Source organism: Agrobacterium sp. T29 (genome assembly GCF_006970545.1).
Classification (GTDB): Bacteria; Pseudomonadota; Alphaproteobacteria; order Rhizobiales; family Rhizobiaceae; genus Agrobacterium; species Agrobacterium leguminum.
Map to the genome: position 1 here is coordinate 221,662 of NZ_CP040640.1, position 26,955 is coordinate 248,616.

At 60.3% G+C, this 26,955-nt stretch carries 26 protein-coding genes; 18 read left to right on the top strand and 8 right to left on the bottom strand.

Features of this window, described 5'->3' with window-relative positions; genetic code table 11:
* Positions 1 to 14: 14 nt before the first annotated feature.
* The 7 genes from FGF54_RS01135 to folD all read left to right on the top strand — a co-directional run bounded on the left by FGF54_RS01135 (position 15) and on the right by folD (position 5,781).
* Complete coding sequence (locus FGF54_RS01135; RefSeq protein WP_004432556.1) at positions 15 to 434, top strand: hypothetical protein; 420 nt, start codon at positions 15 to 17, stop codon at positions 432 to 434.
* A gap of 115 nt (positions 435 to 549) precedes the next feature.
* A complete protein-coding gene (locus FGF54_RS01140; protein ID WP_035236043.1) occupies positions 550 to 1,107 on the top strand; it encodes a rod-binding protein in 558 nt (185 codons plus the stop codon).
* Between the two features lie 29 nt (positions 1,108 to 1,136).
* Entirely contained in the window at positions 1,137 to 1,505 is a 369-nt protein-coding gene (locus FGF54_RS01145) for a hypothetical protein (protein WP_004432559.1), read from the top strand.
* Positions 1,505 to 2,038 (top strand): flagellar basal body-associated FliL family protein, encoded by a 534-nt coding sequence (locus tag FGF54_RS01150; RefSeq protein WP_004432561.1) that lies wholly within the window; start codon positions 1,505 to 1,507, stop codon positions 2,036 to 2,038. The genes FGF54_RS01145 and FGF54_RS01150 overlap by 1 nt, the downstream gene beginning before the upstream one ends.
* Before the next feature lie 201 nt (positions 2,039 to 2,239).
* Positions 2,240 to 2,914 carry a WecB/TagA/CpsF family glycosyltransferase gene (locus tag FGF54_RS01155; RefSeq protein WP_142778680.1) on the top strand — a complete coding sequence of 225 codons (675 nt, stop codon included), beginning with the start codon at positions 2,240 to 2,242 and terminating at the stop codon, positions 2,912 to 2,914.
* A gap of 114 nt (positions 2,915 to 3,028) precedes the next feature.
* Positions 3,029 to 4,804: a hypothetical protein gene (locus FGF54_RS01160; RefSeq protein WP_142778681.1), complete on the top strand. Its 1,776-nt coding sequence runs from the start codon at positions 3,029 to 3,031 to the stop codon at positions 4,802 to 4,804.
* Between the two features lie 77 nt (positions 4,805 to 4,881).
* Positions 4,882 to 5,781 carry a bifunctional methylenetetrahydrofolate dehydrogenase/methenyltetrahydrofolate cyclohydrolase FolD gene (gene folD, locus FGF54_RS01165; RefSeq protein WP_142778682.1) on the top strand — a complete coding sequence of 300 codons (900 nt, stop codon included), beginning with the start codon at positions 4,882 to 4,884 and terminating at the stop codon, positions 5,779 to 5,781.
* A gap of 202 nt (positions 5,782 to 5,983) precedes the next feature.
* Here folD and FGF54_RS01170 read toward each other — a convergent pair whose 3' ends face one another.
* On the bottom strand, positions 5,984 to 7,009 hold the full coding sequence (locus FGF54_RS01170; RefSeq protein ID WP_142778683.1) for a LacI family DNA-binding transcriptional regulator: 1,026 nt from the start codon (positions 7,007 to 7,009) through the stop codon (positions 5,984 to 5,986).
* 272 nt (positions 7,010 to 7,281) lie between these two features.
* Here FGF54_RS01170 and FGF54_RS01175 point away from each other — a divergent pair, with 272 nt between their 5' ends.
* The 8 genes from FGF54_RS01175 to FGF54_RS01210 all read left to right on the top strand — a co-directional run bounded on the left by FGF54_RS01175 (position 7,282) and on the right by FGF54_RS01210 (position 15,010).
* Entirely contained in the window at positions 7,282 to 8,643 is a 1,362-nt protein-coding gene (locus FGF54_RS01175; RefSeq protein ID WP_020812904.1) for an ABC transporter substrate-binding protein, read from the top strand.
* A 105-nt stretch (positions 8,644 to 8,748) separates the two neighbouring features.
* The gene (locus FGF54_RS01180; protein ID WP_004432574.1) at positions 8,749 to 9,762 is read left to right on the top strand and encodes a carbohydrate ABC transporter permease; all 1,014 of its coding nucleotides are present in this window, start codon (positions 8,749 to 8,751) and stop codon (positions 9,760 to 9,762) included.
* A gap of 1 nt (position 9,763) precedes the next feature.
* Positions 9,764 to 10,924 carry a carbohydrate ABC transporter permease gene (locus FGF54_RS01185; RefSeq protein WP_142778684.1) on the top strand — a complete coding sequence of 387 codons (1,161 nt, stop codon included), beginning with the start codon at positions 9,764 to 9,766 and terminating at the stop codon, positions 10,922 to 10,924.
* Between the two features lie 37 nt (positions 10,925 to 10,961).
* Positions 10,962 to 12,617, top strand: coding sequence for an alpha-glucosidase family protein (locus tag FGF54_RS01190; RefSeq protein WP_142778685.1), 1,656 nt, complete (start codon positions 10,962 to 10,964; stop codon positions 12,615 to 12,617).
* A gap of 20 nt (positions 12,618 to 12,637) precedes the next feature.
* Complete coding sequence (locus FGF54_RS01195) at positions 12,638 to 13,726, top strand: ABC transporter ATP-binding protein (RefSeq protein ID WP_142778686.1); 1,089 nt, start codon at positions 12,638 to 12,640, stop codon at positions 13,724 to 13,726.
* A gap of 239 nt (positions 13,727 to 13,965) precedes the next feature.
* Entirely contained in the window at positions 13,966 to 14,322 is a 357-nt protein-coding gene (locus FGF54_RS01200; RefSeq protein WP_035236048.1) for a hypothetical protein, read from the top strand.
* 128 nt (positions 14,323 to 14,450) lie between these two features.
* Positions 14,451 to 14,714 carry a type II toxin-antitoxin system ParD family antitoxin gene (locus FGF54_RS01205; protein WP_142778687.1) on the top strand — a complete coding sequence of 88 codons (264 nt, stop codon included), beginning with the start codon at positions 14,451 to 14,453 and terminating at the stop codon, positions 14,712 to 14,714.
* Entirely contained in the window at positions 14,711 to 15,010 is a 300-nt protein-coding gene (locus FGF54_RS01210) for a type II toxin-antitoxin system RelE/ParE family toxin (RefSeq protein WP_142778688.1), read from the top strand. Before FGF54_RS01205 ends, FGF54_RS01210 begins: the two co-directional genes overlap by 4 nt.
* Before the next feature lie 101 nt (positions 15,011 to 15,111).
* Here the strand turns inward: FGF54_RS01210 and FGF54_RS01215 are convergent, their stop codons facing one another.
* The 6 genes from FGF54_RS01215 to FGF54_RS01240 form a co-directional block, all read right to left on the bottom strand.
* On the bottom strand, positions 15,112 to 16,476 hold the full coding sequence (locus FGF54_RS01215) for a metallophosphoesterase (RefSeq protein WP_142778689.1): 1,365 nt from the start codon (positions 16,474 to 16,476) through the stop codon (positions 15,112 to 15,114).
* Between the two features lie 216 nt (positions 16,477 to 16,692).
* Positions 16,693 to 18,513: a phosphogluconate dehydratase gene (gene edd, locus FGF54_RS01220; protein ID WP_142778690.1), complete on the bottom strand. Its 1,821-nt coding sequence runs from the start codon at positions 18,511 to 18,513 to the stop codon at positions 16,693 to 16,695.
* A 128-nt stretch (positions 18,514 to 18,641) separates the two neighbouring features.
* Positions 18,642 to 19,340 carry a 6-phosphogluconolactonase gene (pgl, locus tag FGF54_RS01225; RefSeq protein WP_142778691.1) on the bottom strand — a complete coding sequence of 233 codons (699 nt, stop codon included), beginning with the start codon at positions 19,338 to 19,340 and terminating at the stop codon, positions 18,642 to 18,644.
* A 10-nt stretch (positions 19,341 to 19,350) separates the two neighbouring features.
* Complete coding sequence (gene zwf, locus FGF54_RS01230; RefSeq protein WP_035260679.1) at positions 19,351 to 20,826, bottom strand: glucose-6-phosphate dehydrogenase; 1,476 nt, start codon at positions 20,824 to 20,826, stop codon at positions 19,351 to 19,353.
* Positions 20,827 to 20,962: 136 nt separating this feature from the next.
* Positions 20,963 to 22,249, bottom strand: coding sequence for an FAD-binding oxidoreductase (locus tag FGF54_RS01235; protein ID WP_142778692.1), 1,287 nt, complete (start codon positions 22,247 to 22,249; stop codon positions 20,963 to 20,965).
* Between the two features lie 12 nt (positions 22,250 to 22,261).
* On the bottom strand, positions 22,262 to 23,698 hold the full coding sequence (locus FGF54_RS01240; RefSeq protein WP_035260676.1) for a glutamine synthetase family protein: 1,437 nt from the start codon (positions 23,696 to 23,698) through the stop codon (positions 22,262 to 22,264).
* A gap of 123 nt (positions 23,699 to 23,821) precedes the next feature.
* Here FGF54_RS01240 and FGF54_RS01245 point away from each other — a divergent pair, with 123 nt between their 5' ends.
* The 3 genes from FGF54_RS01245 (at position 23,822) to FGF54_RS01255 (ending at position 26,627) form a co-directional block, all read left to right on the top strand.
* Complete coding sequence (locus FGF54_RS01245) at positions 23,822 to 25,006, top strand: NAD(P)/FAD-dependent oxidoreductase (RefSeq protein WP_142778693.1); 1,185 nt, start codon at positions 23,822 to 23,824, stop codon at positions 25,004 to 25,006.
* 360 nt (positions 25,007 to 25,366) lie between these two features.
* On the top strand, positions 25,367 to 25,501 hold the full coding sequence (locus FGF54_RS27695) for a hypothetical protein (RefSeq protein WP_256366664.1): 135 nt from the start codon (positions 25,367 to 25,369) through the stop codon (positions 25,499 to 25,501).
* A gap of 253 nt (positions 25,502 to 25,754) precedes the next feature.
* Positions 25,755 to 26,627, top strand: a complete 873-nt coding sequence (locus tag FGF54_RS01255) for a LysR family transcriptional regulator (protein ID WP_142778695.1) — start codon at positions 25,755 to 25,757, stop codon at positions 26,625 to 26,627.
* Positions 26,628 to 26,640: 13 nt separating this feature from the next.
* On the opposite strand, the gene FGF54_RS01260 is transcribed toward FGF54_RS01255, so the two are convergent.
* Positions 26,641 to 26,898, bottom strand: a complete 258-nt coding sequence (locus FGF54_RS01260; RefSeq protein ID WP_003493954.1) for a hypothetical protein — start codon at positions 26,896 to 26,898, stop codon at positions 26,641 to 26,643.
* Positions 26,899 to 26,955 lie beyond the last annotated feature (57 nt).

Below are 26,955 nucleotides of genomic sequence, written 5' to 3' on the forward strand. Positions count from 1 at the left end.
TCGGGGGAAATGCGATGGCTTCGGACAAGCGCTCGGCCAAACTCAAGCGTCTGGTAACCGTCCAGCGGCACATGGAAAAAATGGCCGAGGTGGAACTGGCCGATACCACCCGCACACGGGCGGAAGTTGCGCAATCCATGGAGAACGTGCTGGAAGCCATGAGTTCCATGGAGCCGGTGCATCAGACATTCTCCCGGCACTATTCGGACCGCTACGGCCGTCTCGTCGTCCAGGACCGCCAGCTTGAAGGCGTTCAGCAATTTCAGGAAAACAAGGTCCTGAAGGAAAAGACCAAGGCTGACCGGCTCGAGGACAGGATGCACCTTGCGCGCGATCTTGAGGACCGCGAGGCCGACGATAATGCAATCTATGATTTGTTAGAAATTACGAATGTTTCCCACACACCAGCCTCCAGCAAGGTTGGCGATCCATAATCTGTCCCATTGTTGCATCGCGGGCGTTTTTGAGGACGTCTCCGGCGATGTTTCTTGATTGAGCGGATGCGCCGGCTTTCTGTGCCGCCCATTCGTCAGCTCGGGAGATCTGGACGTGGCGATATCGGTGATAAGTGATCTGGTGATGGATGTGGTTCGCGCTGCGGACCCACAGGAAGTTCAGGTCGCCCAGGAAAAACTCAAGGCGAACAAGGCGGCTTTTGCCGCAACCAGCCTTGCCGATGCCGGCAAGGGCTTTGGCGCCGCGGTCGAGATGCTGGATGGCGCCTCCTCGAAGGCTGGGCTCGGCGACACCAATATTCGCGCGGCCCGCACCGAAATCCCGGAAACATACCGCAAATATGAAGCCTCGGTTCTCCAGACCTTCGTGGCCAACATGCTGCCGAAAGACAGCGAGGAAGTTTACGGCAAGGGCAATGCCGGCGAGATCTGGAAGAGCATGATGGCCGAACAGTTTGCCGACACGATTTCCAGAAATGGCGGCGTCGGCATCGCGGAGCAGGCTTACAAGGATGCGCTTCGGAAGGCTGAAAGCAAAGGCATTACCGACGTATCGATGAATGAAAAAGACAATAATGCTGCAATTCGGATGGTGGCGGAGTTCGAGCGGCAGGTTCTCGGCGTTTCCAATGAGAAAACGGACGAGGCTTGAGAATGAAAAACGTTAACGAGGAGACAAGCATGGACCTTATGTCGAACGACCACCGTATCCAATCCGTTCTCGGCCGCCTTGAGATGATCATCGACAACGAGAACGACAATATCGGTAAGGACCCCAAGTTCGACTTCAAGGTCTCCAACGCCCACAAGAGCCGTTGCCTCTATGAGCTGACGATGCTGTTCCGCGATACGCCGCGCGAGGAAATCGCTGCCGGTTACATGGAGCAGGTCAAGGGCATCAAGTCCAAGCTCGCCACCAATGCCAGCCGCGTCGAGGCGCATCTGAATGCGGTCCGCGCGGTCGCGGACCTCTTGAAGAATGCCATCCAGGAGGCCGATACGGACGGCACCTATTCGCAGGAACAGTTCATGTACGGCGCAGCCTCCTGATGTTGAAGCTTCTTCTCACTGGCGTCTGGGTTTGCGCCGTCACGCTCGGCGCGGTGTATTTCTCCGTCCAGTTGGCGACGGCGCCCGCGCCGGATGAGGCGGGGGCGAAAAAGGCCAATCTGCAACTGGTCAAGGGCGAAAGCATCACGATCCCCGTCATCAATGATGGCGGGGTGAACGGCTATTTCCTCAGCCGTATTTCGCTGCGTGTCGACAAGACCAAAATGGCGAAGATCGAGCTGCCGGCAACGCAGCTGATGACCGATGAATTGTTCACGCTGCTTGCGGGTTCTTCCATGGTCAATATCGCCAATATTTCCACCTTCGATCCCGAAGCCTTCAAGCAGCGCATCCGCGAGGGGCTGAACAAGAGGCTCGATGACGAGGTGGTCGAGGACGTGCTGATCGAACAGCTCGATTATCTGTCGAAAGCCGACATCCGCGAGCAGAACGGCAATGGCACGCCCCGCTCGGTCAAGCTCGTCGAGGGCGAGAAGGCTGAAGCCGGGAAAGAAGCGGCGCCAAGCCACTGACGACCAGCTGGCGAGGGGCGTCGGCCGGATAGGGGATGCGGAGATCCTTCTGGTTAATTGTCTCTTGCCGTATCCCCAGGCATTCTAGAGATTGCTTTCAAGCTAAATTCAACCTGCACCTGTATAACAAGCCCATGAACCACCATCCCGCAGGCCATGTCTCGGATCGGTGGCGATGGGTTTGGCATTTGGGGGTTGGTAATGAGTTTCGCGTCAGGTTTCGCGCGGCCGGAATCGCAACGGAATATCCACGGACTGCGCGTCTGTGATCTCGACTGGAATGGGGCGCTGGAATTGGTCAGCGGCAGGGCGTCTGCCTGTGAGGGGCACACGATGCTGTCCTTTCTCACAATCGAGAAGGCGAAGCTTTCGCTCAAGGACAACGCCTACCGGCAAATTCTGGAAAGCTGCCTGCTTCTGCCGCAGGGCAAGGCAATGAGGGCCGCCGCGCGCAGCGATAGTGGTGAGCCTCTGCCTGCGCCCATCGATGGCGTCGCCTTTGTGATGGCGCTTCTCACCTATATGGCCGTGCCGAAGCGCATCGGTGTGGCGGGAGATGATGCCGCGCAGATCGGTGAGGTTCTTGCCAGGTTGCGGGCGCATGCGCCCTGGCACGATTTCGTCATGCTGAACCGCGATGCATCGGGCGTTAAGGTGGATGTTCTGCTGGCGGGAATGTTGAAGGAAAACCAGGAGACATGGCTGCACCGCACCGTCAGCCGCGAGAATGCGCGGGTCACCATCGCGGTTGGCCCGCTGTTCAAGGTCCTGTCGTCGGAAGTGGCCGGCATGCCTGAAATTTTCCGCAAGCTTCACATGAGCTGGCTCTACAGCCTCTGCGCCGAACCCTGGCACATCGCGCTCGGCAAGAGCTGAGGCCGTTCTCGCAGGCGTTGCGTTAACCATTTGTTTGCCACGATCCTTTAACCTCTCGTAAGGTTTTGACAGTCGCCCGTTGCGGGCGGCACCGAGGGCGGCAGACGGCTTCAGATGGTTGATGACAATCCGGACATGATGGCGATCCGCCCTGACGAGGATGATGTCGCTGCGCCCGTATCGCAATGGCGCAGACATTGTCGGCGGCTCCTGACGTCCGGCTGCATCGCCGCCGCCACCGTTGCCGGGGCTGCCCTTCCGCTTCTGCTCGTCGATTCGGGCTTTCGCGGTTATGTTTCGCAGGCCCGGATCGAGGTCTCCCAGACCGCTTACGATGCCCCCGACGCCGCCCGCTTTTTGGCGATGGCGCGTCGTACGCTGCTTTCACCCTCCGGGCTCGACCGTATAACCGCCGATCTCAAGCTGAAGTCCGCCGATATGGTCGGCGTTCGCAATCAGGGCGAGCTGGGCCTGCTTTTCGACCTTCTGACCGGCGCGGATGCGCGTCCGCTGTCTGAGCGTGAGGCGCTGAACGGTGCGGTGGGCGAAGCGATCCGGCTGGAACTGACCCCGGATGAAAATACGCTGATCGTGACCGGCAAGGCCGCAACGCCGGAAACCGCCATGCGGCTGACCGATTATCTTTCGATGCGCGTGATCGCGGATGGCAAGGCCGGCACCATGACGCCCGCCATGCGCGAGACGGAGAGGGCGCGGACAAGGCTCGATGAAGCGGAAGCCGCGCTGAACGGTTTCCAGATGCGCCACGGTGACGCCGTGATGGCAGAGGCGCAGCAACTCGAACAGCAGCTGCGCGACGCAAACGACAATCTGGCGCGAACCACCCGGCAGCAACTATCCCTTCAGGCCGATCTGACGGCGGCTTCGGCGCTAAAGCCGAATGATGTCTTTGCGAAGCCTCTGCCGGCCGGCGTGGGTTTTTCGGCGCTTGAGGATATTAGGCAGAAGCATTCGACCGCCAGCATGGCGCTTGCCGCGGTTTCGGTCGATTACGGCCCGAAACACCCCCGCCGCATCGCCGCCCAGAATGCGGTGGATGCCGCACAGGCGCTTGCCGCCCCCGCATTGCGGCAATTGCTGGAAGGCCTGCGGGCGGATGAAAAGCGCATCTCTCAGGAGATCGCGACCGCCAATGGCGAGCACAAGAAATACCTCGACCGCTTGAACGAACTCGGTGTCGCCCCCGGCGAATTCTCCAGGTTGCAGGGTGAACTGGAAAAGGCGCGAAATGTCTATCTCGAGGCAAGCGAACGCCGCGACCTCTCCGCATCCGCCACGCCCGCGGTCGAAACCCGTTTGACCAAGAAGGCGACACCCGGTGAGTTGACCCGCGATCTGACGCAGGCCGCCATGCTGGCAGGCGGCGGTGCATTGATCGGTCTGCTGGGCAGTCTTTATCTCCTGAGTTACCGTCGCCATGACGAGGAAGAGGAGGGCGCATTGCTCATCGAAGAGGGCGCGCAACTTCCATCCTCCGTCGAGCTGCCGGTCGAGTCTCTGCAGATTTCCGAATTCGAACCGATCGAGCCGGCTGTGTTCGACGATTTGCAGGATCTTGCCGCAGAGGACAATATCGAGCCGGAGGAAGACGGCTTTGCCGATTATTACGGCGAGGCCGTCAATGACGACGACGACATGCCGCTGGACGAGCGCGTGCGGCAGGTCCTGATGGGCAACCGCACGGTCAGGAGTGCTGATCCGGCCTCTTCCGGACTTCCACCGCTTCTGGCCGAAGCCTTGGCCGGGGACTTCGACCATGCCCAGGCCGAAGCTGAGGAACTGATGGAATTGCGACGCGAACTGGCGTTACTGAGAGAGCGTCTTGCCGATTACGCCGATCGCCGCGAAGACTACCGCAAAACAGCCTGAAAACGCCGCATTTTCGCTTGCATTCCTGCGAAGGGGGCACCATACGGAGCCTACGTAACCCAGCAGGAGCAGGACGCATGGCAGTTGTGATTGACGGGAAGGCGAAGGCGGCTTCGGTAACGGAGGCGGTCCGCAAATCGGCAGAAGCGCTTGAGGCGGAAAAGGGCGTAAAGCCCGGTCTCGCGGTTGTCATCGTCGGAAACGATCCGGCCAGCCACGCTTACGTGAACTCCAAGAGCAAGATGGCCAAGCAATGCGGTTTCAACTCCATCCAGCACACGCTGCCGGAGGAAACCACGCAGGCCGCACTCCTCAAGCTGGTCGGCGAATTGAACGCCGACGCTTCCATTCACGGCATTCTGGTGCAGCTGCCGCTTCCGAAGCACTTCAATTCCGATGAGATCATCCAGTCGATCCTGCCCGAGAAGGATGTGGATGGCCTGAGCGTACTCAACGCCGGCAAGCTCGCGACCGGCGATCTCGCAACCGGTCTCATTTCCTGCACGCCTGCCGGCGCCATGCTTCTGGTACGCGGCATTCATGGCGAAGACCTTTCCGGCCTCAACGCCGTGGTCATCGGCCGCTCCAACCTGTTCGGCAAGCCGATGGGCCAGCTTCTGCTGAATGCAAATGCCACGGTGACCATGGCGCATTCCCGCACCAAGGATCTGGCCGGTATCTGCAAGACGGCGGATATTCTGGTCGCGGCGGTCGGTCGCGCGGCTATGGTCAAGGGCGATTGGGTAAAACCCGGCGCGACGGTCATCGATGTCGGCATCAACCGCATTCCCGCTCCGGAAAAGGGCGAAGGCAAGTCGAAGCTGGTGGGCGATGTCGCCTATGACGAGGCAAGCGCCGTTGCCGCGGCTATTACGCCGGTACCCGGCGGCGTCGGCCCTATGACGATCGCCATGCTGATGGCCAACACCGTCATCGCCGCCCATCGCGCGCTGGGACAGGCCGCGCCGAAGTTTTAAGCCTGTCGCGTTCAAACGAACTACACGGCACAGGAATTTTTGTGCGCTGCCCCTCACTTTCGTCATTCCGGCCTTGAGCCGGAATCCAGCCGACGCGCGTCTGTGCGGTGAGACGACTCTTTTCAGCCCAAGGACTTGGGCTGGCTGGATACCGGCTCAAGGCCGGTATCACGGCCACGGCCGGGGGGATGGAGGCCAGCCTTTACGTTTTCGGAGCCGGCCCCGTCGAAGCGCGCACCACCAGTTCCGCCTTCCAGAGTTCCTGATGCGGTTCGGTCTGGTTCAGCTTGATCCGGTTGATCAGGCGCTGGCCGACGCGCACGCCCGCCGCCCTGAGCGACGAGCGGGTGGTGGTCAGCGGCACGGAAAAATTATCGGGCTTCAAAAGCGGCAGCACGTCGTCATGGGCGATCAGCGAAATATCTTTACCGGGTTTCAGGCCGCGCTGGTTGAGCGAACGGATCGCGCCGAGCGCAAGCGCGGTACTGGCGCAGAGAATGGCGGTCGGCTTTTCCGGGCGTGACAGCAACGCTTCCATGCCGAGATAACCTTCCTCATCGGTCATGCTGCTGTGTCGCTTGTTGTTCGCATGCAATGTCAGGCCATTTGCCGAAAGCGCCTTTTCGACCCCGAGACAGCGCCGATAGGTGAAATCATAGCCCTCCGGGCCGTTCAGTAGCCCGATACGCGTATGGCCAAGCTGGAGGAGAAGCTGGGTCGCATCGCGAAAAGCGCCCTCATTGTCCACGTCGAGATAGGGATAATCTTCCTCGACGCCGACGGAGCGGCCATGCACGAGGAAGGGCAGGGAGAGCGACTGCATCATGGCGATGCGCGGGTCGTTCTTTTTCATATAGGCGAGATAGATGCCATCTACGCTGCCGCTTGCGGCAAGCCCCCGCAGGGCTTCGCGTTCCTTTTGAGGCTCTGTCGGCATAATGACGAGATGAAAGCCGCTGCGCGATGCTTCCTCACCGAGGCCGCTCAGGAATTCGCCGAAATGCACGTCGGAACGGTGATGCTCGCCAATCGGCATGACAAGCCCGATGGAGCCGACCTTGCCCGTCGCCAGCCGTTGCGCTGCCGCATTCGGGCGATATCCCGTTTTTTCGGCAGCCTCCATGACGCGGCGTCGCGTCTCGGCGCTGACTTCCGGATAGCCGTTGAGCGCCCTGCTGATGGTCGTCTGCGAAATGCCCAGCAGTTGCGACAACTGTTTCAGGTTCATGTCTCTCATTTCCTCCATGCGCGCCCGAGAATACGGCAAAGCCTCTCCTCCATTCCCAAAGCGCTTTAGATTTTTACCAGCCTTCACCGCATTTCTCAATCGAAAAGGATAGCCGCCTTCCGAATTAAATATGATTATTCATAAGGCACTGCAACGTTTCCGAATAAAGAGCCTCTTGACTCCGTCTTAATGACAATGAGATGAATAGGCAGCCAAAGCGCTTTGATTGGAGAGGACGCTTTGAGCCTTTTATGTGATGGGAGGTAAATCACATGCAGAAGACTCTTTTGGCGACGGCTGCCGTCATGGCTTTGCTGTCCGGTGCGGCCTTTGCCGCCGACCTGAAGTTTGCACCCGGCGGCGACGCCAAGTTCAACTGGAAAAGCTACGAAGACTTCAAGGCGGCCCATGCCGACCTGAAAGGCCAGACGCTGACGATTTTCGGCCCCTGGCGCGGTGAAGACGAGGCCCTATTCCAGTCGGTGCTCGCCTATTTCGCCGATGCGACCGGCGTGAATGTCCGTTATTCCTCGTCGGAAAATTACGAGCAGCAGATCGTCATCGATACGCAGGCGGGCTCGCCGCCCAATATCGCCATTCTCCCGCAGCCCGGCCTTCTGGCCGATCTGGCCGCCAAGGGCTTCCTCGTGCCGCTCGGCGACAAGACTGCCGACTGGGTCAAGGAAAATTACGGCGCGGGCCAGTCCTGGGTCGATCTCGGCAGCTACAAGGGCAAGGACGGCAACAAGGCCTATTTCGCCTTCCCCTTCAAGGCGGATGTGAAGTCGCTCGTCTGGTACGTGCCTGAGAACTTCGAGGAAGCGGGCTACAAGGTGCCCGAGAGCATGGAAGACCTGTTCAAGCTGACGGACCAGATCGTCGCCGATGGCGGCACGCCCTGGTGCATCGGTCTCGGTTCCGGCGGGGCAACCGGCTGGCCGGCAACCGACTGGGTGGAAGACCTGATGCTGCGCACGCAGCCGCTCGACGTCTATCAGAAATGGACGACCAACGAGGTCAAATTCACTGATCCGGCCGTGGTCGAGGCGATCAACGAATTCGGCAAATTCGCCAAGAACGAAAAATATGTCAGCGGCGGCGTCGCGGCCGTGGCCTCCACCGATTTCCGCGACAGCCCCAAGGGCCTCTTCGACATTCCGCCGAAGTGCTACCTGCACCATCAGGCGTCGTTCATTCCGTCCTTCTTCCCGGAAGGCACCAAAGTGGGAACGGATGCGGATTTCTTCTACATGCCGACTTACGCGTCCAAGCCTGACCTCGGCAAGCCGGTTCTCGGCGCTGGCACGCTGGTCACCATCACCAAGGAAGCGCCGGCTGCCAAGGCTTTCGTCGAATTCCTGCAAACGCCGATCGCCCATGAAGTCTGGATGGCTCAGTCCAGCTTCCTGACACCCTATAAGGGTGTGAATGTCGATGCCTATGCCAACGAGCAGATGAAGCGACAGGGCGAAATCCTGACGACCGCGACAAGCTTCGGCTTCGATGGTTCCGACCTCATGCCCGGCAAGATCGGTGCCGGCGCATTCTGGACCGGCATGATCGATTTCGTCGGTGGCAAGTCCGCCGATCAGGTCGCGAGCGATATCCAGAAGGCCTGGGACGGCCTGAAGTAAAGATATCGGATCAGGCCCGGCGGTTTGCTGCCGGGCCCTTACCAACGGCGCTGCCCCGACGACCGCATAAATCAGCGCGGCGCGGAGAGGATCAAGGGAGGGAACATGGCTCAACAACTCGTTTCGGCCATCGGCGTGATGGTGGCGGGGGTCTTTGCCTGCGCTGCCTATTACTGGCTATCCGACAAGGTGCTTCAGGCGATCTTTCCGGTCCGCTCGGGAGATGTGCTGCAGGCATCCCGCAACCTCAATCGCCGCGCGGCGGTCCGGCCTTGGCTGTTCATCGGCCCGGCTTTGATCCTCCTGCTGGTCTATCTGGTGTACCCCGTCATCGCCACGCTGATCCTGTCCTTCTATGACCGGACCGGCAGCGAATTCGTCGGTCTCGCCAATTATCGTTGGGCGTTTTTCGATGCCGGTTTCCGACAGTCGATCTTCAACAATATCCTCTGGCTCGCCGTTGTGCCGGCCGCCTGCACCTTCTTCGGCCTCGTCATCGCCGTCATGACCGACCGCATCTGGTGGGGCAACATCGCCAAATCCATCGTCTTCATGCCGATGGCGATCTCCTTCGTCGGCGCGTCCGTCATCTGGAAATTCATCTATGAATACCGCGCCGAAGGGCAGGTGCAGATCGGCCTCTTGAACGCCATCGTCGAGTTTTTCGGCGGCAATCCCGAAGTCTGGATTTCCATGCCCTTCTGGAACAATTTCTTCTTGATGATCATCCTCATCTGGATCCAGACCGGTTTTGCCATGGTCATCCTGTCGGCGGCGCTGCGCGGCATCCCGGAAGAAACCATCGAGGCGGCCGTCATCGATGGCGCCAATGGCTGGCAGATATTCTGGAAGATCATGGTTCCGCAGATCTGGGGCACCATCGCCGTCGTCTGGACGACGATCACCATTCTCGTGCTCAAGGTCTTCGACATCGTACTGACCATGACCAACGGCCAATGGAACACCATGGTTCTCGCCAATCTCATGTTCGACTGGATGTTCCGCGGCGGTGGCGACAGCGGCCGAAGTGCGGTCATCGCGCTCATCATCATGGCGGCCGTCACCCCCATCATGGTCTGGAACATCCGCCAGGCAAACCGCGAGATGGAGGGCCGCTGAGATGAATATTTTCAAACGCCTTCGCCGCGTCGGCCTGCCGCGCCTCATCGTCCATGCCAGCGTTCTGGTCGTCGTGCTGCTCTGGCTCCTGCCAACCCTCGGCATTCTCGTGAGCTCGCTACGCGACAAGGACCAGATCACCGTGTCGGGCTGGTGGACGGCCTTCTCCAGTTCCGAACAGACCTCGGCGGTGCGCCTCGCCGATGCTTCCGTGCAGAAGCAGGATGGCAGCCGCTATGTCATATCAGGCAATATTTTCGAAAACGGACAGGGCGGCAAGGTTGCAGCCTTCGGCGTTCGCGTACAGGAACCCACGGCGTTCAAAGCCGGCGAGGCGGCCGATATCGGTGACGGCGAAACGCTGCTCGTCAATACGGACGGCACCTATGAATACAGCAAGGCCGCGAGCTTTGAAGGCTCTCGCGGCAAGCGCGTTTACATCTCCGTCGCGACGCCGCCCGTCTTCACGCTCGACAACTATCGCACGGTCCTGACCTCGGAAGGCATCGGCCAGTCCTTCGTCAACTCGCTGACCGTCGCCGTGCCGGCAACCGTCATCCCCATCCTCATTGCCGCCTTCGCCGCCTATGCGCTGTCCTGGATGAGGTTTTCCGGCCGCAATCTGCTGATTGCCATGGTGGTGGGGCTGATCGTCGTGCCGCTGCAGATGTCGCTCATCCCGCTTCTCAGACTCTATAATGAAATCGGCACCATCTTCGGCGTGCCGTCCAAGACCTATGCCGGCATCTGGCTGGCGCACACCGCCTTCGGCCTGCCGCTCGCCATCTATCTGCTGCGCAATTATATTTCCGGCCTGCCTAAAGAGATCATCGAAAGCGCCCGCGTCGATGGCGCGAGCGATTTCGAAATCTTCGTCAAGATTATCCTGCCGCTCTCTTTCCCGGCGCTCGCCTCCTTCGCCATCTTCCAGTTCCTGTGGACCTGGAACGACCTGCTCGTCGCCATGGTCTTCCTCGGCACGCAGAAGGACGAGCTGGTGCTGACCGGCGCCTTGAACGCGCTGCTCGGTTCGCGCGGCGGCAATTGGGAAATCCTCACCGCCTCGGCCTTCGTCACCATCGTTGTGCCGCTCTGCGTTTTCTTCGCCCTTCAACGTTATCTCGTGCGTGGCCTGCTCGCAGGCTCCGTCAAGGGAGGCTGATCATTCCATGAACGCCCATACCAGACAGGACACTTCCATGACCGCTTCGGTGACTTCCGCTTTGACGCCCAACAAGGACTGGTGGCGCGGCGCTGTTATCTATCAGATTTACCCGCGCTCCTATCAGGACTCCAATGGCGACGGCATTGGCGACCTCAAGGGCATAACCGACCGCCTGGCGCATATCGCCAATCTGGGTGCTGATGCGATCTGGATTTCGCCCTTCTTCACCTCGCCGATGAAGGATTTCGGTTACGACGTCTCGAATTATATCGATGTCGATCCGATGTTCGGCACGCTGGCCGATTTCGACGGGCTGATCGCGGAGGCCCATCGCCTCGGCATCCGCGTCATGATCGACCTTGTGATGTCGCACACGTCGGACCAGCATCCGTGGTTCGTGGAAAGCCGCGCCAGCCGCAACAATCCGAAATCGAACTGGTATGTCTGGTCGGACAGCAAGCCGGATGGCACGCCGCCCAACAACTGGCTGTCGATCTTTGGCGGCTCCGCCTGGCAGTGGGATCCGACCCGCATGCAATATTACATGCACAACTTCCTGACCTCGCAGCCGGACCTCAACCTTCATAACCCTGAAGTTCAGGAAGAGCTGCTGAACATCACCCGTTTCTGGCTGAAGCGCGGCGTCGATGGTTTCCGCCTCGATACCATCAACTTCTATTTCCACGACCTTGAGCTGCGCGACAACCCGGCGCTGGCGCCGGAGCGCCGCAATGCCTCCACCGCCCCGGCGGTCAATCCCTATAATTTCCAGGAACATCTCTACGACAAGAACCGCCCGGAAAATATCGCCTTCCTGAAGCGCTTCCGCGCGGTGCTGGACGAGTTTCCGGATATCGCCGCCGTCGGCGAAGTCGGTGACAGCCAGCGCGGCCTCGAAATCGTCGGCGAATATACATCCGGCGATGACAAGATGCAGATGTGCTACGCCTTCGAATTCCTCGCCCCCGATGCGCTCACTCCGCAGCGCGTCGCCGATGTGCAGGCGGATTTTGCGAAAGCCGCACCGGAAGGTTGGGCCTGCTGGGCCTTCTCCAACCACGATGTCGTGCGCCATGTCAGCCGCTGGGGCGAGCATGTCGAGGACAAGGACGCCTTCGCCAAGGTGCTTTCGGCACTCTTGATGACGCAGCGCGGTTCCGTCTGCATCTATGAGGGCGAGGAGCTCGGCCTCACCGAAGCGGACATCGCTTTTGAAGATTTGCAGGATCCCTACGGCATCCAGTTCTGGCCGGAATTCAAGGGCCGCGACGGTTGCCGCACGCCGATGGTGTGGGATGCCGGTCATGCCCAGGCGGGCTTCTCGACGTCGGACAAGACGTGGCTGCCCATTCCGGCCGAGCACAAGCAGCGCGCCGTCAGCGCCCAGCAGGGCAACGAGGCCTCAGTGCTGGAACATTATCGCCGCTTCCTGAGCTTCCGCAAAAAGCATCCCGCTTTTGCCAAGGGCGGTATCGAATTCCAGCCGGTTGAGGGCGAAGTGCTAAGCTACACCCGCACACTCGGCAACGAAACCGTGCTTTGCCTCTTCAATCTGTCCGCAACGCCGGCAAAGGCGACGCTGCCGGAAGGGAACTGGGAGGTTCTCGAAGGCCACGGCTTTGCAGGCGGTCTTGAAGGCAGAAGCGTAGAACTTCCGGCATGGGGCGCATTCTTCGCCCGTTACGCCTGACAGATGAGGGAGGAACACCCATGACAAGTCTCGTTCTCAAGGATATCCGCAAATCATACGGGCAGGTGAAGGTCCTGCACGGCATCGATCTTCAGATCGAACAGGGCGAATTCATCGTTTTCGTCGGCCCCTCGGGCTGCGGAAAATCGACGCTGCTGCGCATGATCGCCGGTCTGGAGGAAATCACCGGCGGCGAGATGTATATTGACGGCCAGCTCGTCAACGAAATCCCGCCCTCGCGGCGGGGTATTGCCATGGTGTTCCAGTCCTATGCGCTTTATCCGCATATGACGGTTTACGACAACATGGCCTTCGGCATGAAGATCGCGAAAGAGAACAAGCAGGAGATCGACCGCCGCGTTCGCGCCGCCGCCGAAATCCTGCAACTGACGCAATATCTGGAGCGGCTGCCCAAGGCGCTCTCCGGCGGCCAGCGCCAGCGCGTCGCCATCGGCCGCGCCATCTGCCGCAATCCGAAAGTCTTCCTGTTCGATGAGCCCTTGTCGAACCTCGATGCGGCGCTGCGCGTCGCCACCCGCATCGAGATCGCCAAGCTCAACGAGCAGATGGCCGATACCACGATGATCTACGTCACCCACGACCAGGTGGAGGCGATGACGCTGGCGGATCGTATCGTCGTTCTGAATGCGGGCCGTGTGGAACAGGTGGGTGCGCCGCTCGGACTTTACGAAAGGCCGGCCAATCTCTTCGTGGCGCGCTTCATCGGCTCGCCCGCCATGAACATCATCGCCGCAAAGATTACCGGAACCGGCGAGAGGACCTCCATCGAACTTGCCGGCGGCAAGACGCTTGCCGTTTATGTTCCCACGCCCGCAACCGAAAAGGGCAAGGCGGCGAGCTTCGGTGTCCGGCCGGAAGATCTGAGCATCGTCACTGGGGACGATTATCTTTTCGAGGGAAAAGTCGCGATCGTCGAAGCGCTCGGTGAAGTGACGCTGCTTTATCTGGAGGCGCCCAAGGGGCAGGAGCCGATCATCGTCAAGGTGCCGGGCATCGTTTCCGTCGGCAAGGGCGAAACCCTGCGTTTTGCCGCCCCGCAGGAAAAGCTTCATCTCTTCGACGCCGACGGCAAGACCTATCGCAGCTAATTGCCGTCGATACCGAAACCATGCCCCGGAACCTCCTCGTTCCGGGGTTTTTCCTGATCTTTTGCCGCTGTGGAAAAATGTCGGAAATGTCCCGCTTCCGGTCTGTTTAAGCCTGCGCTGATATGAATTGTTAAAGACTATGACCTAGTCTCAATCCATTGATCGAGCATGGGAGTCTGGGCGTGCAGAGCGGTACGGGTGTCATCAGGAACCATTACCTGAGCAAGGAAGAATCCTTCATGTATGACCGCGAAAGCCGGTTTCGCATGGAAGATACCATGAACGCCGCACGCATCGAATATACCGAAAAGGCTGTGATGCACATGGCGGCGCGCCGCTGCGATGTCATCCGCATCTCCCAGACCGAAGCGGTGCTGGCGCTGCTGACGAAATATAACCTGCCGAACCAGTTCTATCTCGATATTCCCGACGCCCGCATCACCAAGATCGGCTGCGTGATGTTGCGCGTCAACGCCAACAACACCATCCACGTCCGTTTCCTGCGCATGCTGACGCAGAAGGAACTGGACCGTATTTTCGTGTTCAGCACGCATCCGGCGCATAGAGACCGGAAGCTCGATATCCGGTCGTTCTGAAGTCCTCCCGATCATTGGCAAAAATGGTCTGACCGGTCGTTTTAACGGTTTGCGTTGTCGTGGCCGTCTCCTGTCGTTGCTAACTATTATCATCGGATGGTATAGGTGAAGGCAGAGAGGATATCGGCATGGCAAGCAGTGCAAATCTCGGCCGTCACCTTGAAGGCTATGTTTCCGATCTTGTGAAGTCGGGACGCTACAACTCGCGCAGTGAAGTACTGCGGGAGGGCGTTCGGCTGGTTGAAGAGCGTGAAAAGAGGCTGGCGGCTCTCGATTTAGCGATTGCGCGCGGTATCGCCGATGCAGATGCCGGACGGACTACACCAATGGACGATGTTGCCTCTCAACTCAGCGCCAAATACCGGAAGATGGCGGAAGAACGTGGACTGTGATCGTTGTTCTGACCAACGAAGCCAAGGCAGACCTGGAACGTATCGGCGATTTTATCGCGGCCGATAATCCGCGACGGGCGGAAACATTCATCGCCGAACTGCTGGACCGCTGTCTGAGACTGGCGGAAATGCCGCAAGCCTACCCTCTGGTACCCCGTTATGAGCAAAGCGGCATTCGCCGTCGTCCCTATGAAAACTATCTTGTTTTCTATCGCGTTACCCAACCGCATGTGGAGATTTTGCACATTCTGAATGGTGCCCAGGATTACGAATCCATTCTCCTCCCGCAGTCCTAATTCGTGCCGTACCACTCAAATCGTGGCACAACCGCGCGGCAATGAATCAGTCGTCTGTGGAACAGTGAGGAGGACTGTCACCGCCTGCGGCATATGCGACCTTAAGAAAGCCCGCCCAGAACCGTCTGCTTCAGCTTCACATCCGGCACTTCGGTAAAGGTGAGATCGCTGCGGCCGAAATAGGATTTCTGGTTGGTGGCGGACCAGTCGTTGCAGACCAGCTTGTAGCGCTCTTTGTTTTCCGGCTTTTCCGGCATGGCGTAGAGATAGTCGCCGGTGCGCGCGGCGAGCGGAATGTCGCCGTCCTGATTGCAGCGCTTGAGGATTTGGGCGAGAGCCTCGCCATCCACTTCCGCCACCATCAACTTGCCGTCGAAGCGCAGCGAGGCGTTGAAATCGTAGCGGCGAATATCGCCCTCGGGCAGGCCGGCGCCAAACGAAGTGTGGCCGACGAAGCCGACATCCGCGCCGGTTTTTGCGGCGATGAGCTGCGCCACGTGGCGGCCTGCCTCATCGACGGTCATTGCCTTCGGGGATTTGCCGACGATTGCCCGTTCTTCTGCGGTCAGGTGCTTTTCGAGTGTCTGTTCGATCAGGGTCTTGAGGGCGGGGGAGGCGGGAGCGCTGCGATCGATCGCGACGGTCTCGATGGCCGCAGCCTTGCCGGGAGCCGCAATCGTTGCCACCGTCATGGAGGTGCACCATGAGCCGGTATGGACATAGCGGGTAGCGCCTTGTTCATGCACGAAGTTCAGATGATCATGGCCACCGACCAGCAGGGTGCCATCCGGCAGCAGCGGCAGTATATCGCGGTCGGCGACAACGCCGGCATGGCTGAGAATGATGTTGATCGCGTCCGGTTTGACGATCCCAGGCAGATTGGCCTTCGCCCATTCGACCGGCTGCGGAATATCGAGCATCTCGCGCGTGGCCTTCGGATAGGTGTTGATCGCATTGGTGGCGAGACCCGCCACAACGATCTTCCGTCCGCCGACGCTTACTTCGGTGCTGGCCGCCGCATAGGGTTTTCCGCTGCGCTTGTCGATGATGTTGGAAAGCACGGTGATGCCGAGGGTCTGCGCGCGGGTGACGAAATTGGAAAGGTCGTTGTCGATATCGGACTCATGATTGCCGATATTGACGACGGTGGGGGCGAGCTTTGCGAGCGCCGCCAGGAAGGTCCATTCGATTTCGCCGGCCGAACGGGAGGCCACGGCATTGCCGATTTCGAAAAGATCGCCGTTCAGCAAGATGATATGGGGCGCCTTGTCGGCGGCGATGCGCGTTTCGATGGCCGCGAGAAGCTGGCCGATGCGCTCATAGGCCGAATGCAGGTCGGAGATGACGATTGCACGCAGCGCCACGTCCTGCGCCATAGCCGGCGTTGCCGCCACCATCAGCGGCAGCAGGGCGGTGCCCGCCATAAGCTTCAGCACATCGCGGCGTTTGCTTGAGAAAATCGTCATGTCAGGCCCCATGATCCGAAACTGCGCCGCCGTCCCGCGGCCGGCTGAGAAGGCCCTAAAGGGCGATCATCACAGCCGCATGACAAGTCTGACGTTTAAGACGTGGGAAATAAAGTGGTTTCTGCGTCAGCTCTCTGCGATGAGGCGTGCATTCAGGCGATACCGCAAAGTGGGGTTGAAAGGCGAAAGCCGCACCCGGCCTTCGCCCATCAAGAATCAATGGAACAGAACGCTGGCGCCCTGATCGGCAGGACCGGCATTGCGGCGGAAGGGGGCGAAAAGCTCGCGGCCCATGCCCCATTCATTGCCGGAAAGATCGGCCCGCGCCGGTTCGCGTTTCGCCAGTTCGGCGGCGGAAACGAGCACTTCCAGCGTTCCCGAAATGGCGTCGAGACGGATGATGTCGCCATCGCGGATAAGCGAGATCGGGCCGCAGTCGGAGGCTTCCGGCGTGACATGGATGGCGGCCGGCACCTTGCCGGAAGCGCCGGACATGCGCCCGTCGGTCACCAGCGCCACCTTGAAACCGCGATCCTGCAGCACACCAAGCGGCGGTGTCAGGCGGTGCAGTTCCGGCATGCCATTGGCCTTCGGCCCCTGGAAGCGTACGACGGCGATGAAGTCGCGGTTGAGCTTGCCGTCCTTGAACGCGTCCTGAAGCTCCTGCTGATCATGGAACACGATTGCCGGTGCTTCGATGATGTGGCGTTCCGGCTTGACGGCGGAAATCTTGATGACCGATTTGCCGAGATTGCCGGTCAGCATCTTCAGACCACCGGTCGGCTGGAACGGGGTCTCGATGCTGGAAAGCACCTTCGGGTCGTGACTCTGCTCGGGCGAGGGCTGGCGTACAACCGCGCCCTTCTCGTCAAGCATGGCATCCACAGTGTAAGCCTCGAGACCCTGTCCGAAGACGGTGCGCACATCGTCATGCACAAAGCCCTGTTTCAGCAGCTGCTTGATGAGGAAACCCATGCCGCCGGCGGCGTGGAAGTGGTTCACATCGGCCAGCCCGTTAGGGTAAACGCGGGCGAGCAGCGGCACGATGTCGGAAAGATCGGAAATATCCTGCCAGGTGAGGATGATGCCGGCGGCGCGCGCCATGGCGATCAGATGCATGGTGTGGTTGGTGGAACCACCCGTTGCATGCAGACCGACGACGCCGTTGACGACGGATCTTTCATCGATCATCTCGCCCGCCGGGGTGAATTCATTGCCCTGTGCGGTAATCGCCAGCGCGCGCTTGGCAGCTTCACGCGTCAACGCATCGCGCAGCGGTGTGCCGGGATTGATGAAGGAGGAGCCGGGCATATGGAAGCCCATGATCTCCATCAGCATCTGGTTGGAATTGGCGGTGCCGTAAAAGGTGCAGGTGCCGGGGCCGTGATAGGATTTCGATTCCGCTTCCAGAAGCTCGGCGCGGCCGACCTTGCCTTCGGCATAAAGCTGGCGGATTCGGGATTTCTCGTCATTCGGCAGGCCGGATGTCATCGGGCCGGCGGGAACGAAGACGGCGGGCAGATGGCCGAAGGCGAGGGCTGCGATGACGAGGCCGGGCACGATCTTGTCGCAGACACCGAGATAGACGGCGGCGTCGAACATGTTGTGCGACAGGCCGATGCCGGCCGCCATGGCGATGGCGTCGCGGGAAAACAGCGAAAGTTCCATGCCGGGCTGGCCTTGCGTCACGCCATCGCACATGGCGGGAACCGCGCCTGCCACCTGCGCTATGCCGCCGGCTTCCTTGGCCGCATCGCGGATGATCGCGGGGAAGGTCTCATAGGGCTGGTGCGCCGAGAGCATGTCGTTATAGGCGGTGATGATGCCGAGATTGGGAACGCGGTCGCCGGCAAGGATGTCCTTGTCGGCGGGGGAACAGACCGCAAATCCATGCGCAAGATTGCCGCAGGAAAGCACGGAACGGTGAACGCCTTTCGAGACCTGCAGCCGCAGCCGCTCCAGATAGGTCTCGCGGTAGGGCTTGGAACGTTCGACGATGCGGGCGGTGATGGCCTGAATGCGGGAATCGGCGGACATGGGTGTTCATCCTGTTCGTTGGTCGGCAACCGGCGTTCCGGGAGGTGAACGGCCGGTTGTCGTGGTTCAGTCTTCATGTCTTCGGGGCGCTTTGTCGCCGGGCCGCAATCGCGGCGGTGGCGTTTGGCTTATGGCGCCCAGTATATATCCACAGGCGTTTCTGCCCGGTTCAGCACGGCGCGGATCGGCATTTCATCCTCATCCTCGCCCGACTGTGCCTTCTCCAGCGTCGCCTTCTTGGCAGCGCCTTCGATATGCAGCACCAGAAACTCGGCATCGTGCAGGCTGGAGAAGTTGAAGGTCAACCGCTCCTCTCCCGCATTCTCCGCCGCCATGGTCAAAACGCCGCGCGGTTCATCGAGGTCCAGCGCTTCGTAGAGATTGTCTCCACCGGGGAAAAACGATGCCGTGTGGCCATCCGTTCCCATGCCGAGAATGACGACATCGAAGGGATCGCAGATCGCCTCGGTCTTGACGGTCGCAAGCGTCGCGGCATCTTCCGGCGAGGCCGCCGGCTGGAACAGCGGCACGAAATAAGCCGACTTCGCCTTGTCCTGCAGCAGGTTCTCCGCGACAAGACGATGGTTCGAACGGTCGCTTTCCGGTGGCACGAAGCGCTCGTCCACCAGCGTCACGCTGATATTGGGCCAGTCGAGATCGTGCTTGGAAAGCGCCTGAAAGAACAGCTTGGGCGTCGAACCGCCGGAGACGGCAATGCTTGCCGCACCGCGATCCTTCGTGGCCGCATCAAGGCGTTTGGCAACCTCTGCCGCCAGAGAGGTGGCCAGTTCGGCGGCGGTGTCGAAGACGTGGATCGTTTCGCTCATCGCCGGGCCCTCAATCGGCATCGTGCCAGGTGCGGCCGTCGCGCTCGATCAGCGCGATGGAACCGCTCGGACCCCAGGTGCCGGCGGTATAACCCTGCACGCCCTGTCCCAGATCTTCCCAGCTCTTGAGAATGGGGTCGATCCAGTCCCACGCCGCTTCCACTTCGTCGCGGCGCATGAACAGCGTCTGGTTGGAGCGGATCGTGTCCATCAACAGCCGCTCATAGGCATCGGGGCTGCGCACGTTGAAGGCTTCGGCGAAGCTCATGTCCAGCGAGACCTGACGCAGGCGCATGCCGCCCGGGCCGGGGTCCTTGATGAGCAGAGACTGCTTGACGCCCTCATCCGGCTGCAGGCGAATGACCAGCTTGTTGGCCTCGATCTTGCCGGCCGCATCGTCGAAGATCGAATGCGGGATCTGCTTGAAGGTGACGACGATTTCCGACACGCGGGTCGCGAGGCGTTTTCCCGTTCGGATGTAGAAAGGAACGCCGGCCCAGCGCCAGTTGGCGATTTCAGCCTTGATGGCGACGAAGGTTTCGGTGTTGGAAACGCCACCTTCCAGCTCTTCCAGATAGCCCTTGACCGGGCCACCGGCGGAAGCGCCGGCGCGATACTGGCCGCGAACCGTCTGCTTTTCGACATTGCTGGTGTCGATCGGCTTCAGCGAGCGCAGAACCTTAAGCTTTTCGTCACGCACGGCTTCCGCATTCATGGATGCAGGTGGCTCCATGGCGACAAGGCAAAGCAGCTGCAGGATATGGTTCTGCACCATGTCGCGCAGCGCACCGGCCTTGTCGTAATAACCGGCGCGGCCTTCAAGACCGACCGCTTCGGCAACGGTGATCTGCACATGGTCGATATGGGCGGAATTCCACAGCGGCTCATAAAGCGCATTGGCGAAACGCAGGGCCATCAGGTTCTGCACCGTCTCCTTGCCGAGATAGTGGTCGATGCGGAAGATCTGCTCTTCCTTGAAGACATGGCCGATGGTGTCATTCAGTTCCTGTGCGGAGGCCAGATCGCGGCCGATCGGCTTTTCAACGACGATGCGGGTCGAGCGGGTGATGAGCTTGTGCTCGCGGATCTTGTCGGCAATATCGCCGAAAATGCCGGGCGCGACGGCCAGATAGAAGGCGCGCACGCGCTCCTTGCCTTCGTCCAGCAGCTTCTTCAGCACGTCCCAGCCATTATTGCCCTTGGCATCGACTGGCACGTAGAAAAGCCTGTTCAGGAAGATGGCGACCTGCGCATCGTCATATTCGCCGGCCTTCAGGTGCTCCTTCAGCGCGTCCTGCGCGAATTTTCGATATTCCTCATGGGTCATGACCGAGCGCGACGCACCGATGATGCGGGTCGGCTCCGTGAACTGGCCTTCGACCTGCCGGTGATAAAGGGCCGGCAGAAGCTTGCGCTCGGCAAGATCGCCCGTGCCGCCGAAAACGACACAATCAAAAGGTTCAACAGGAATGATCTGACTGCTCATATCGATTCTCTCGATCTTCAAAGGTTGGGGCATCAATAATCTAATCGATTTAAAAATGCCAGACTCAGTTATGTGAAATTATGAATTTTGCTTCCGCCAACTCGTCCGCCGCCGGCAACAGTCTGTAAACATTGGCCTAAAACCTGTCTCGCAACGCGTACCAGGAGAGCGCGAGGAAAAGCAGCGGCGCGCGCAGCGACGCCCCGCCGGGGAAAGAGGGCACCTTCAGCTGCGCGAAGGGCGCCAGCATGTCCTTTTTGCCGAGAACGAGATCGGCATAGAGCTTGCCGCAATAATTCGACAGCATCACCCCATGGCCGGAATAACCGCCGATGGAGGTGACGCCGGGCATGACGTCGCGCACGAAGACTTTGCGCGGCAGGGTAATGCCGACGGAGCCGCCCCAGGAATGGCTAATCTCTATATCTTTCAGCGCAGGATAGATTTCCGCGATCTGCCGGCGAATGTGGCTTGAAATATCGCGCGGCGTATCGGCCGTATAGGCTTCGCGGCCGCCGAACAGCAGCCGGTTATCGGCCGTCTTGCGGAAATAGCGCACCACGAACCGCGAATCCGCCACGGCTTCCCGGTCGGGAATGATGTGGGGAAACGCATCCAGCGGCACGGTGGCGCCGATGAAGGAACGGATCGGCATGATATGGGCGGCGGTCACCGGTTCCAGATTGCCAATATAGGCATTTGTGGCGATCAGCACCCGCGGCGCAGTGATCGTGCCGAAAGGCGTGTCGATGATGGTCTTGCCGCCAGCCTGGCGGATGGACTTCGCCGGCGTCATTTCATAAATGCCGGCACCCGCTGCTTTCGCCGCCTTCGCCAGCCCGACCAGCAGCTTCAACGGGTGGATATGGCCGGTGCCGGTATCGCGCGTGCCGCCGAAATAATGGGTGGAGCCGACACGTTTGCGTGCTTCTGCGCGTTCCATGTAGGAAATATGCGGATAGCCATAACGGTTGTTCATCGCATCGACACTGCGGCGATAGTCGTCCTCGTAAGCGGCCTTGTGCGCTACATAGAGCTGTCCGGGAAGATATTCCATGTCGATGCCGCGGCTGACGGCGAAGCCGCGCAGGTAGTTTTTGGCGTCCTCGGCAATGTCGAACAGCAGCTTCGACTGCTCGAAGCCGATCTCTTCTTCCATCTCGTCGGGGAAGGAACGCTGGCCGGTGCCGAATTGCCCGCCATTGCGGCCGGAAGCGCCATCGCCGAAGCGATGTGCTTCGATGAGGGCGACGGAGACGCCGTTTTCGGCGAGGTTACAGGCGGCCTGAAGGCCGGTATAACCGCCGCCGATGATGGCCACGTCCACCTCTTTCGACCCGTCGAGAGCGGGATAGTCCGGCCGCTCGCCAACGGTTGCCTGATACCAGGAAATTCCCGGCGCAATCGGGCTTTGCCATGTCATGCTCGGGGTTCCTCACACGTTGAGAAGCAGGAATTCCCGCTCCCAGGGGCTGATGACCTGCATGAAGGTCTCGAACTCCCCGCGTTTCAGACCGGCATAGAGGCCCACGAATTCATGGCCGAACACCCGGTCGAACTGCTCTTCGCCTTCCAGCAGCGCCACGGCTTCCAGAAGACCGCGCGGCAGTTCGATGGAGCCTTCATTGGCCGTATCGGCGGTGGGTTCGGTCGGTTCGATATTGTTGACGATGCCGAGCCAGCCGCAGCCGAGCGAGGCGGCAAGCGCGAGATAGGGATTGGCGTCCGAGCTCGGCAGGCGGTTTTCGACACGCCGCGCCTGCGGGCCGGAAATCGGCACGCGGAAGGCGGTCGTGCGGTTGTCGTAGCCCCAGGCATTGTTGACCGGGCAGGCCATGTCGGGCGTCAGGCGGCGATAGGAATTCACATAGGGCGCCAGCATGACGAGCGCGTTCGGAACATAACGCTGCATGCCGCCCACGAAGGAGAAGAATTCTTTCGAAGGGCTGCCATCGGCATTGGAGAAGATATTGCGGCCGCTGTCGATCTCCACCACCGACTGGTGGATGTGCATGGCCGAACCCGGCTGGCCCTGCATGGGCTTGGCCATGAAGGTGGCGTAGATACCGTGCTTCAGCGCCGCTTCACGGATGGTGCGCTTGAACAGGAACACCTGATCGGCAAGCTCGATCGGATCGCCATGGCGCAGGTTGATCTCAAGCTGGGCCGGGCCTTCCTCATGGATCAGCGTATCGATCTCGAGGCCCTGCTTTTCGGAGAAATGGTAGATGTCGTCGATCAACTCGTCGAATTCGTTGATGCCAGCAATGGAATAGCTCTGCCCGCCCACGATGGAGCGGCCGGACCGGCCCTTCGGGGGATGCAGCGGATAATCCGGGTCGTCGTTCATGGCGACGAGGTAGAATTCAATTTCCGGTGCGACAACCGGCTTCCAGCCCTTTTCGGTATAGAGCGAAAGCACATTCTTCAGCACGTTGCGCGGCGTATAGGGCACGAAATTGCCCTCGGCATCCACCACGTCGCAGATCACCTGCGCGGTCGGGTCCGTTTCCCACGGCACGACGGAAAGGGTGGAAAGATCGGGCACCAGCTTCAGGTCGCTGTCGCGCGGCTCGTAACGGAAATTCGCGGTCTCATCAGGATATTCGCCGGAGATCGTATGGCGGTAGAGCGCGGAGGGCAGGGCAAGCGAGGTGTCGCCCGTGAATTTCGCCGTCGGCATCATCTTGCCGCGCGGAACGCCGGCAAGGTCGGGCGTGATGCATTCTATGTCTTCGATCCCGCGCGCCCGCAGCCATTGCGCGGCTTCGCGCCAGGAGGAAACGCCACGGGGGGAGGAAAGGTCGAGGGGAGGTGTCTTTGCCATGGTTGCCTGTTTCTTCGGGCGGAGCATGGTTTTCTTGGCGGGCATGTATCACCGGGTCTGTGTTTCGACTGGCGCCATCATAACCGTAGTTTGGCAATTGGCGAGGGGGAAAGCGCCATTGACAAGCGGCGGCACTTCGAAAAGAGGAAAGGAAACGGATCGGATGGAATGATGACAGAGAAATGTGACGTGCTGATTTTGGGGGCGGGCGCCGCCGGCATGATGTGCGCCATCCGCGTCGGCCAGCGCGGCCGATCCGTCGTCATTCTCGACCATGCGAAAGCGCCGGGCGAAAAGATCCGCATCTCCGGCGGCGGCCGCTGCAACTTCACCAATATCCATGCCGGGCCGAAGAATTATCTCTCCGCCAACTCGCATTTCGCCAAATCCGCGCTCGCCCGCTATACGCCGCGCGATTTCATAGCCCTTGTCGAAAAACACCGCATCGGCTGGCATGAAAAAACGCTCGGCCAGCTCTTTTGCGATGACAGCGCCAAGGACATCATCCGTATGCTGCTTGGCGAAATGCAGGCGGTGAATGCGAAGCTGCGGCTCGAAACGTCAGTCTTGGCCGTCACCCATGATGGCGCGCGTTTCCGCGTCACGACGTCCGCCGGCGTCATCGAGGCGGAAAGCCTTATTGTGGCGACGGGCGGCAAGTCCATCCCGAAAATGGGCGCGACCGGTTTTGCCTACCAGATCGCCGAACAGTTCGGCCTCAAGCTCATCGAGACTCGTCCGGGCCTCGTACCGCTGACACTCGATCCCGCCTTGCTGGAAAAACTGAGCCCGCTTGCCGGCGTCGCGGTTCCAGCCGAGGTCTATCACGGCAAGACCTCGTTTGAGGAAGCGCTGCTCTTCACCCATCGCGGTTTGAGCGGACCCTCGATCCTGCAAATCTCCTCCTACTGGCGTGAGGGTGACGTGGTCCGCCTGAAGCTCGAGCCGCATCGCGATATAGCCGCGCTGCTGAAGCAGGCGAAGCAGAAAAACGGCCGCCAGTCGCCCCAGACGGCTCTGTCGGAAATTCTGCCGAAACGGCTTGCCCAGCACGTCGTCGAACAATCCGGCCTTACCGGCCATCTGGCGGATATGTCCGACAAGGTGCTGGCGAAGCTGGCGGGAGAGGTGCAGGACTGGCAGATCAAGCCCGCCGGTTCCGAAGGTTATCGCACGGCGGAAGTCACGCTCGGCGGCGTGGACACGACCGGCCTCGATTCCCGCAGTATGGCGGCGAAATCCGTGCCCGGCCTCTATTTCATCGGCGAATGTGTCGATGTGACCGGCTGGCTCGGCGGTTATAATTTCCAGTGGGCATGGGCCTCCGGGCAGGCGGCCGGCGAATTCGCGTGATCGTCTCTGGCCGTGGAAAAGTTCGGACCTCTCTCCTTCGTCATGCCGGACTTGATCCGGCATCCAGCCACGGCGCGTCTGCGCCGTGAAGAGTCTTTCGCGATCAAGGACTTGATCGCGCTGGACCCCGGAACTAGTCCGGGGTGACGGAGTGCGGATGTTACCTGTTCGTCAACTCAATTTCAGTTGGTAAAGTTGTGGCCCTTCCTCGCTCTTTTAATAATCTGTTAATGGGCGTGGAGTCATCCTGACCAAATGCCAGCAAGGCCGGATCGCTCAATGATCCCGCTGCACATGATGTCCTGCTGGAGGCCCTCAACAGGGCATGGGTCGGTTGAGTTTTTCGTCAGGAACCCGCGCATGAACAGATCTGCACATCGCCGCCCTCGCGCCATTGCCATCGCCCGCACCGACAACGAGAGCCGTCAGCTGGCCTTTCGCCTGAGCCTCATCGCCGCCGGTGCTCTGGCAGCCCTGATCGCCCTCTTTTACTGATCGGCGGCTCTTTGTCCTCATCCGGCTTATAAGCGCGCTGAAAAGCCGCCACGGCCGAGACGCCTCGGCCATATCAGTATAAAACTTCTCTTCCTGCAAAACGGCTTCGCGCCGCGTGCGCGGCTGCTGGTTTTCGATGATGGCCCGTGCTGCAAAAATCGCGTGCATGTCGCTCTCCTTCTAATGCGGAGGGCCATGATGCACGCCGTTTTTTGATTTATCTGCGCAAAAAAATGCGCTACGTTTTTCACCCATGAAAAACGTCACTTGGGATTCCTATCAGCTTTTCCTCGATGTGTCACGCAGCGGCGGCCTGACGGGTGCTGCGTCGCTGACGGGCTTGAGCCCCGCGACGGTGGGACGACGCATGGTCGAGCTGGAGGAGCGTATCGGCAAGGCGCTGTTCCAGCGCAGCCAGACGGGATACGCCCTGACCGCAGACGGCCGCACGCTGTTCGACCGGCTTCAGGCGATGGAGAATGCGGCGAGGGACATCGAGGGATGGCAGAAGGCGTCTTCGGCCTCGTCTGTCGTGCGCATTGCCGTCGGCACCTGGAACGCCTGGCTGCTGACCGGGAATTTCTCCGCCATCTGCACCGACCGCGATGATTTCCGCATCGACCTTTTCATTGCCGAACAGAGGGCGTCTCTGGCCCATCGCGAAAACGACATCGGCATCCGCGCTTTCGAGCCGCAGGAAAAGAACCTTGCCGCCATCCGAACGGGGGAGGTGGCCTATGCGCCCTACAGGCTGCGCAACGCCGCCGTTTCCGTCGCCGACCGCTGGCTGGCGGTGGCGGAGGAAAACGCCATTTCAGCCTATCTGCGCTGGCCGCATGAAAATCGCAACAACGAGATCGTGGTAACGGTGAACCGGCCGACGGCGCTTCTCGATCTGGTGCTGGCCGGGGCGGGGGTCGCGGTGCTTCCCTGTTTCGTGGGCGATGCCGATGCGCGGCTCGCTCGGGAAGGCGAAGAGCTGGAGAGCCTTCGCCACAATCAATGGATCGTCATGAACAATGACGATCGCCACCGCCGCGATATCAGGGCGGTGGCGGATCGGATGACCCGTCTGATCAAGAGCCATTCCGATCTCTATGCCGGGCGTAAGAGCCGCCCCGCATAGAAAGGAGGCCGTTTCAGGCGGCGGCACTTCCCTGCGCGACGATGACGGGGATAAGCAGATCCCCCCAGTTGCCGCCGCCGCCATGGTGGCGGGCCGAGCGGACCAGCTCGACGGAAACGCCGGCCTCGACGGCTTTCATGACGGCCTGGTTGAGGCGGTGCAGATCATTGGCCAGCATGCGGATAGCGGCCTGCTGATCCTGCGTCATGGCGGAGGACTGCTCCTCGGCGCGTTCCTTGACGTGGGTCTTGATGGGGTTATGGGCATTCATGGCATTTCTCCTCTCATTATTGGTTGGGGTTCTTGATCCGGTTTGCAAGCCCTTCCC

Coding starts and splice junctions, on each gene's coding strand:
- FGF54_RS01135 (WP_004432556.1), top strand. CDS start 15: ATGGCTTCGGACAAGCGCTCGGCCAAACTCAAGCGTCTGGTAACCGTC.
- FGF54_RS01145 (WP_004432559.1), top strand. CDS start 1,137: ATGGACCTTATGTCGAACGACCACCGTATCCAATCCGTTCTCGGCCGC.
- FGF54_RS01150 (WP_004432561.1), top strand. CDS start 1,505: ATGTTGAAGCTTCTTCTCACTGGCGTCTGGGTTTGCGCCGTCACGCTC.
- FGF54_RS01155 (WP_142778680.1), top strand. CDS start 2,240: ATGAGTTTCGCGTCAGGTTTCGCGCGGCCGGAATCGCAACGGAATATC.
- FGF54_RS01160 (WP_142778681.1), top strand. CDS start 3,029: ATGGTTGATGACAATCCGGACATGATGGCGATCCGCCCTGACGAGGAT.
- folD (WP_142778682.1), top strand. CDS start 4,882: ATGGCAGTTGTGATTGACGGGAAGGCGAAGGCGGCTTCGGTAACGGAG.
- FGF54_RS01170 (WP_142778683.1), bottom strand. CDS start 7,009: ATGAACCTGAAACAGTTGTCGCAACTGCTGGGCATTTCGCAGACGACC.
- FGF54_RS01175 (WP_020812904.1), top strand. CDS start 7,282: ATGCAGAAGACTCTTTTGGCGACGGCTGCCGTCATGGCTTTGCTGTCC.
- FGF54_RS01180 (WP_004432574.1), top strand. CDS start 8,749: ATGGCTCAACAACTCGTTTCGGCCATCGGCGTGATGGTGGCGGGGGTC.
- FGF54_RS01185 (WP_142778684.1), top strand. CDS start 9,764: ATGAATATTTTCAAACGCCTTCGCCGCGTCGGCCTGCCGCGCCTCATC.
- FGF54_RS01190 (WP_142778685.1), top strand. CDS start 10,962: ATGACCGCTTCGGTGACTTCCGCTTTGACGCCCAACAAGGACTGGTGG.
- FGF54_RS01195 (WP_142778686.1), top strand. CDS start 12,638: ATGACAAGTCTCGTTCTCAAGGATATCCGCAAATCATACGGGCAGGTG.
- FGF54_RS01200 (WP_035236048.1), top strand. CDS start 13,966: ATGTATGACCGCGAAAGCCGGTTTCGCATGGAAGATACCATGAACGCC.
- FGF54_RS01205 (WP_142778687.1), top strand. CDS start 14,451: ATGGCAAGCAGTGCAAATCTCGGCCGTCACCTTGAAGGCTATGTTTCC.
- FGF54_RS01215 (WP_142778689.1), bottom strand. CDS start 16,476: ATGACGATTTTCTCAAGCAAACGCCGCGATGTGCTGAAGCTTATGGCG.
- edd (WP_142778690.1), bottom strand. CDS start 18,513: ATGTCCGCCGATTCCCGCATTCAGGCCATCACCGCCCGCATCGTCGAA.
- pgl (WP_142778691.1), bottom strand. CDS start 19,340: ATGAGCGAAACGATCCACGTCTTCGACACCGCCGCCGAACTGGCCACC.
- zwf (WP_035260679.1), bottom strand. CDS start 20,826: ATGAGCAGTCAGATCATTCCTGTTGAACCTTTTGATTGTGTCGTTTTC.
- FGF54_RS01235 (WP_142778692.1), bottom strand. CDS start 22,249: ATGACATGGCAAAGCCCGATTGCGCCGGGAATTTCCTGGTATCAGGCA.
- FGF54_RS01240 (WP_035260676.1), bottom strand. CDS start 23,698: ATGCCCGCCAAGAAAACCATGCTCCGCCCGAAGAAACAGGCAACCATG.
- FGF54_RS01245 (WP_142778693.1), top strand. CDS start 23,822: ATGATGACAGAGAAATGTGACGTGCTGATTTTGGGGGCGGGCGCCGCC.
- FGF54_RS27695 (WP_256366664.1), top strand. CDS start 25,367: ATGAACAGATCTGCACATCGCCGCCCTCGCGCCATTGCCATCGCCCGC.
- FGF54_RS01255 (WP_142778695.1), top strand. CDS start 25,755: ATGAAAAACGTCACTTGGGATTCCTATCAGCTTTTCCTCGATGTGTCA.
- FGF54_RS01260 (WP_003493954.1), bottom strand. CDS start 26,898: ATGAATGCCCATAACCCCATCAAGACCCACGTCAAGGAACGCGCCGAG.